Source organism: Streptomyces sp. YS-3, assembly GCF_045257485.1.
GTDB lineage: Bacteria > Actinomycetota > Actinomycetes > Streptomycetales > Streptomycetaceae > Streptomyces.
Map to the genome: position 1 here is coordinate 1 of NZ_JBJHPC010000451.1, position 5,884 is coordinate 5,884.

General features: G+C 72.9%; 4 protein-coding genes and 1 pseudogene. 2 read left to right on the top strand and 3 right to left on the bottom strand.

Translation table 11 applies throughout. The features are described 5' to 3' along the window. From ACJA3G_RS27850 to ACJA3G_RS27860, 3 genes and pseudogenes are all read right to left on the bottom strand, one after another. Positions 1-172, bottom strand: a pseudogene (locus ACJA3G_RS27850) (LytR family transcriptional regulator); the annotation flags it as partial. Between the two features lie 220 nt (positions 173-392). Beyond that, complete coding sequence (locus tag ACJA3G_RS27855) at positions 393-1,784, bottom strand: LCP family protein (protein ID WP_406555793.1); 1,392 nt, start codon at positions 1,782-1,784, stop codon at positions 393-395. A gap of 265 nt (positions 1,785-2,049) precedes the next feature. Continuing rightward, positions 2,050-2,802, bottom strand: coding sequence for a TIGR03089 family protein (locus ACJA3G_RS27860; RefSeq protein ID WP_406555794.1), 753 nt, complete (start codon positions 2,800-2,802; stop codon positions 2,050-2,052). 138 nt (positions 2,803-2,940) lie between these two features. Here ACJA3G_RS27860 and ACJA3G_RS27865 point away from each other — a divergent pair, with 138 nt between their 5' ends. Both ACJA3G_RS27865 and ACJA3G_RS27870 read left to right on the top strand, forming a co-directional pair. After that, positions 2,941-4,272, top strand: coding sequence for an N-acetylmuramoyl-L-alanine amidase (locus ACJA3G_RS27865; RefSeq protein ID WP_406555795.1), 1,332 nt, complete (start codon positions 2,941-2,943; stop codon positions 4,270-4,272). Between the two features lie 116 nt (positions 4,273-4,388). Beyond that, positions 4,389-5,471 (top strand): sugar phosphate nucleotidyltransferase, encoded by a 1,083-nt coding sequence (locus ACJA3G_RS27870; protein ID WP_406555796.1) that lies wholly within the window; start codon positions 4,389-4,391, stop codon positions 5,469-5,471. Positions 5,472-5,884: the final 413 nt, after the last annotated feature.

The following is a 5,884-nucleotide window of genomic DNA, read 5'->3' on the forward strand; positions in this document are numbered from 1 at the left end:
GGGGGCCTCCTCTGCCGGGGGCGGTGGTTCTGCGCGGAGGAGTGCCTGCCGAGGGGGACGACTGCGGACCGGAGGGAGTCAGTCGCAATTCGTAATTGCCCGTCTCCGGGTTGAGCACCCACTGGTCTGCCGGGTCGACTTCCTCTGCCCGCCCACGGCTCTGCGCATCCACGGTTGCCTTAGTCCTCCGTCGGTGCCACTCGAGTCACTTCCCCCAAAGCGCTCAGTCATTCGATCCTGCGGTGTCCGGCCCCGGGGGCCACAAGCACCGGGTCGCGTCACACTATCTGTCCAGTTGAGCCAAGAGCGACGGCCGTGACAAATTCCACGCCCCTTACAACCGGGCAATCCACCCAATCCGCATCGCGCCTTCTTATCCGTTGGCACACGCTTTACTCGCACATGCCCACCGCGGCATTCGAACCCGAGTAGGTCGGGGTCGGAGTGGGCGAAGCCGGATCGTCGGGCTTGTCGTCCGAGGCCGAGCCGTCCGCCCGCTCGGGCGATCCCGTACGCCCATCCCCGTCCCCCTTCTCCTTCTCCGCGGAGCCCGCGGGCGTCACATGGAGCGGCTGGTCGTCCCTGAGCTGCTGGAACAGCACCCGCGCGGCCGGCTGGACCAGCTCGTCACGGTTGATGTCGTTCACGTACGGCCGGCGCGGCACGGTGAGGAACTGCACCTTGTCGGTCGGGATTCCGCGCATCCCGCGCACCAGGTCGTACAGGTCCCGCAGCGAATTCAGCCCCGGGTCGGTGGTCAGCGACTTCGTCATCGCGTCCAGGACCGGATAGAGCCGGGTCGGATTGAGCAGCACGCCATTGCTCTGCGCCTTGCGCACCAGCGAGCCGAGGAACTGCTGCTGGCGGTCCATGCGCTCGGTGTCGCTGCCGTCCCCGAAGCCGTGCCGGGCCCGGACGAAGCCCAGCGCCTGCTCGCCGTGGAGCGTCTGGCGGCCCGCGGGGAGCCGCAGATGCGCCTGCCGGTCGTCCACCGGCTCCTTGAGGCAGACCTCGACGCCGTCCACCGCGTCCACCATGTCCTTGAAGCCGCTGAAGTCGACGATCATGTGGTGGTCGATACGGATCCCGGTGAGCTTCTCCACCGTACGGATGGTGCAGGCGGCGCCGCCGAACTCGAACGCCCAGTTGAACTGGGCCAGTTGGGCCTTGGAGCGGGTGCCGTCCTGCTTGAGGCAGTCGGGCACGTCCGCCATCAGGTCGCGCGGCAGCGAGACGGCCGTCGCGGACTTCCGGTCCGCCGCCAGGTGCAGCAGGATCGTGGTGTCCGAGCGCTGGCTCCCGCCGTCGTCACGGCCGTACGCGCTGTTGCTGCCCGCGCGCGAGTCCGAGCCGATGAGCAGCAGGTTCTGCGCGTTGCCGGTGCCAGGCGGGGGGCGCTCCTTCTCGTAGCGCTCCAGCTCGGCGGCGGCCGTGGTGTCGGTGCGGATGTTGCCGTCGAGCTTCTTGTAGATCCACCAGCCGGTGCCGGCGGCGGCCAGTACGAGGAAGGAGACACCGAGGGCGGTCCAACGCAGCCAGTGGTGGCGGGTGTTGGGTGCTTCGGGTCCTCCGGGTGCTTCCGGTCCTTCGGACGCTTCCGGTCCTCCGGGTGCTTCCGGGGCCTCGGCCGCGTCCGGCTCCCGCGGCCCGGCCGGGGCGCCCGGGGCGTCCGGCGACAGGGTGGGTCCCGCCGGCTCCGGGGGCGTCGGCGTGTCCGGTCGTGGCTCGTCCCCGGCCCGGTGGTCGGGCTCGGGGGGCGGGCTGTCGGTCACGTCGGCGTCCATCCTTCACGGGGTCGGCGGCGTACGGAAAGCCGCCGGGGCACCCCGGTAGACGGTCGTCGCGCGCGCTTGGTTGTGTGGCGTACCGCCGATCATCCACCGGAGTCGAGTCCGGGACCCCGGGGACTCGGCCCGCTGTGGGCCACAAGGGTGGCACCGGGGGGATGGTCGTACCGGGTGCGCGCGACGAAGGTGCGACAGATGTCCGAGGGCCGTTCTGGCGCTCGACGCGGGCCGCCGGTGGTCCTGCCGGCGGCCCGCGCGCCCGTCACACCGCCCAGTGCGTGACCCGCTCGCTCTCGATCCGCTTCTCCAGCACGCCGTCGGCCAGTTGGGCCACGTTGCGGCAGAGGACCACCGAGGCGCCGGAGGCCAGCGGCGCGTACAGTCCGCGCGCCAGCCCCTCCCAGCCGTCGTACGGGAGCGTCGACAGCAGCCGCGAACCGGGCGCCAGGCCCAGGGCCGCCGCCTCCGCGCGGGCGCGCTCGACCAGCTCGGCCGCGCTCATTTCGGCGCCGTCCACGGCGAGCGCGGGCCCCGCCGGGTCGACCGGCGCGTACGGCGCGAACCGGTCGCCCTGGCTCGGCACCTCGACCGCGTAGTCCTGGAACCCGGCGGGCAGCTGCGGGAAACGGCCGCCGAGCGGGCGCAGCGCGAGCGCCACCCGCTCGCCGGAGCAGGCGCGGGCCTCCTCCAGCGCGTCCGGCCCCGCCACCACGAGGTCCGCGCCCGCCGGGTCGCCGCCGACCTCGGCGACCACGCCGACCGAGTGACAGGCGAGCAGCCAGGCGGCGCTCTGCCAGTGCGCGGGCAGCAGCAGCGCGAGCCGGTCGCCGGGCGCGGCGGCCAGGTCGCCCTGGAGCAGATTGGCGGTCTTCGCCACCCAATTGGCGAAGGTGGCCACCGAAAGTTCCACGCGTTCACCGGTGGCGTCGTCGTAGAAGGTGACCAGAGGGCGGGCCGGGTCCGCGGCGAGCGCGGATCGCAGCAGGTCGGCGGGGGTGCGGTCGCTGGCGTTCACGCGGCAAGCGTACGGGTGGGAGCGGCGCGCGCGCCTCGCAGAGCGCCGTCCGCGTACACCGGTTCGGCCGATGGTCCGTCAGTTCCGCCCCGATTCTGGGTTGGACAGATTTGTACGCTTATGTTCACGATCGTCAGCATGCGTGCACTCCTTGCATCCTCGATCTCGGTCGCGTGCGCCACCGCGCTCGCCCTGCCGCTCGCCGCGTCCGCCGACGCGGCACCCCGACCGATGTCCGCCGCCGTGTCCTCGCCCGCCGCTTCCTCACCGTCGTCCTCGTCCCCACTCACGTCGTCTTCGTCGTCGTCTTCGTCTTCGTCTTCGTCCTCCGCCGCCGAACCGGCCGGCTCCACCCAGTCGCTGCCGCTCGGCCCGCTGGGCGCGACCGACCGGACGCTGGGCGCCGCCCGCGCCCAGGGGCTGCCCGAGCGCGGCACCGAACCCTTCTCACTGCTCGGCGTGGTGTGGGACGACGCCCGGGACGAACTCCACGGCACCGTCCAGGTACGCACCCGGGCCGTGGGCTCCCGCACCTGGTCGAGCTGGCAGGACGTCGACACCCACAACCAGGAGCACGCCCCCGACCCCGGCAGCCCCGAGGACGACGCCGCACGCGTCCACGGCTCCACCGCCCCGCTGTGGGTGGGCCATTCGGACGGCGTCCAGGTGCGCGTACGCCCGGAGCCGGCCGGGCCGGGCCGCACCACACCGGGCACGCTGCCCCGCGGCCTCCACGTCGACCTGGTCGACCCGGGCGCGGACCCGGACGGGGTGGGCACGGCCGAGGAGCGGGAGGACGGGCCGGGACGCGAGCGGGCGCGGGCCCCGCGGGCGGGAGCGCCGGGCGTGGCGGCCCGCCCGTACATCGGACCGCGCCCGCGCATCATCACCCGCCGGGGCTGGGGCGCCGACGAGCGCCTGCGCGAACGTGGCTACGTCTACACCGACAAGGTCAAGGCCGCCTTCGTGCACCACACGGCCTCCGGGAACAACTACCGCTGCTCGCAGGCGCCGTCCGTGCTGCGCAGCATCTACCGCTACCACGTGCTCAGCAGCGGCTGGCGCGACATCGGCTACAACTTCGCCATCGACAAGTGCGGAAACATCTACGAGGGCCGTGCCGGGGGCGTGGCCAAGCCGGTCCTCGGGGCGCACACGCTCGGCTTCAACACCAACTCCATGGGCGTCGCGGTCATCGGGACGTACACCTCCACCAACCCCACCGCCGAGGCCGTGGACGCGATCGCCCGTCTGACGGCCTGGAAGCTCGGTCTGTACGGGATGAATCCCACCAGCACCACGCATCTCACCTCGGGCGGCGGGAACCTCTACCGCAAGGGGCGCAGCGTCCGACTCAACGCCATCTCCGGACACCGGGACGGCTTCGCCACCGAGTGCCCGGGGGCGCGTCTGTACAAGAAGCTCGGCAAGGCCCGTTCGTCGTCGGCCCGGCTCCAGGGCCGGCGCTGACCGCGGCGCGGCCGGGCGGGGGCGTACCGCCCGGCCGCGATCCGTCTGCATAAACTGGCCGGCCGTAGTTCGAACGAACGATTCCGCCCGGCCCCAGCAGGAAGCAGAGACGACAGGTGACTGAAGCGATCCTCCTGGTCGGCGGCAAGGGCACCAGACTGCGCCCGCTCACGGTGCACACGCCCAAGCCGATGATCCCGGCGGCGGGCGTCCCGTTCCTCACCCACCAGCTCGCCCGGGCGCGGGCGGCGGGGGTGGAGCACATCGTGCTGGCGACGTCCTACCTCGCCGAGGTCTTCGAACCGTACTTCGGCGACGGCTCCGCGCTGGGGCTGCACCTGGAGTACGTGACGGAGGTGGAGCCGCTGGGCACCGGCGGCGCCATCAGGAACGTGGCGTCGCGGCTGCGCTCGGGCCCGGACGAGCCGGTGCTGATCTTCAACGGCGACATCCTCACCGGGCTGGACATCGGGGCGCTGGTCGAGACGCACTCCTCGTCCGGGGCGGACGTCTCCCTCCATCTGACGCGGGTGGCCGACCCCCGGGCGTTCGGTCTCGTCCCCACGGACGCGGACGGGCGGGTCCAGGCGTTCCTGGAGAAGCCGCAGACCCCGGAGGAGATCGTCACCGACCAGATCAACGCGGGGGCGTACGTGTTCCGCCGCTCGGTGATCGACTCGATCCCGGCGGACCGGCCGGTCTCGGTGGAGCGCGAGACGTTCCCCGGGCTGCTGGCGGCGGGAGCGCACCTCCAGGGCATGGTCGACTCCACCTACTGGCTGGACCTGGGCACCCCGCAGGCTTTCGTCCGTGGCTCGGCCGACCTGGTCCTGGGCCGGGCCCCGTCCCCCGCGGTACCGGGCCGCTGCGGCGACCGCCTGGTCCTGCCCGGCGCCTCGGTCGCCCCGGACGCGAAGCTCACCGGCGGGACGGTGGTCGGGGAGCGCGCGGTGATCGGCGCGGGCGCCCGGATCACCGGAAGCACGATCCTGGCGGACGCGGTGATCGAGCCCGGCGCGGTACTCATGGACTCCCTGGTCGGGGCGGGAGCGGTGGTGGGCGAGCGCTGCGTACTGTCGGGCGCGGTGATCGGCGACGGCGCGACGCTGGGCCCGGACAACGAACTCCGGGACGGGGTACGGGTGTGGTGCGGGGCGAAGATCCCCGGGGCGGCACTGCGGTTCTCTTCGGACGAGTAGGGGATTTGTTGCCTGGCGCGCTGGTGCGCCCCGGGCGGGGGCGCGCGGCCCAGTTCCTCTGCGGCCCGGCCCCGGGAGGGGTCTTGCGGTCCAGTCGCCCCTGCGGCCCGGTGGGGGCTGGTCGCGCAGTTCCCCGCGCCCCTGAGGGGTCCGGGCCTGCCCCGAGCGACGGAAAACGCGGCGCCCGGAGCTGCCTGAAAGGGGCGCGGGGAACGGCGCGAGCAACCGTCCCCGACCGGCAGACGAGATCCGGGCCCTGAAAGGGGCGCGGGGAACTGCGCGAGCAACCGACCCCCCACCCGCAGACGAAGTCCGGGCCTGAAAAAGGGGCGCGGGGAACTGCGCGACCAGCCACCCGGCATCCGCAGACAAACGGGGCCCAGGGGCGGAGCCCCAAAGGAGGGCGGGGACCT